Genomic DNA, 506 nt, shown 5'->3' with positions numbered 1-506 from the left:
AGGTTGCCCCCCCCAAGGTCGCTCCCGGCGTCGCTCATGGATTCGCCCCGGCGGCCACGCCGGCGCCCCTCTCACGGGTCGGCCGTCCGCGCCGCGTCGTCGCCCAGGTCGAGGCGCCCGAACCCGAGCCGGTGAAATGGTGGATCAAGAAGAAATAACCACTCTTCACACGGACATGATTCCCGCTCCGGGCGGCCGGTTCGCCGTCGTCACGGTCGTCGCCAGCACGGCCGCCGCCATCGCCATGCTGATGATGGGCCCATTGCTCGACGGGCTGCTCCTGCTGCTGCGCGACGTGTTCGGCGTGCTGGCGCTGCCGTTCACCTTCCTGTTCGGCATGGCCGGCAACACCGACCATGCCGCGCGCCTGGACCATGTGATGGGCGGCATGGGGGCCGGCCTGCCGCGCCACCCGGCGCGCGCGCTGGGGGCTACTGCGCTCTGTGCGCTGAATGTCGTGCTGTTCCTGCTGGCCCATTTTTCGCAGGCACCCGGCACGGGCGCCC

The 506-nt window shown here is 70.8% G+C and carries 1 pseudogene; it reads left to right on the top strand.

Annotated features, from left to right (window positions below):
* Nucleotides 1-175 precede the first annotated feature (175 nt).
* Nucleotides 176-506, top strand: a pseudogene (locus tag HUK84_RS22715) (hypothetical protein); the annotation flags it as partial.

The sequence above is a fragment of the Nguyenibacter vanlangensis genome, from assembly GCF_013376155.1.
Classification (GTDB): Bacteria; Pseudomonadota; Alphaproteobacteria; order Acetobacterales; family Acetobacteraceae; genus Gluconacetobacter; species Gluconacetobacter vanlangensis.
This window is presented reverse-complemented; position numbering and strand designations above follow the sequence as displayed.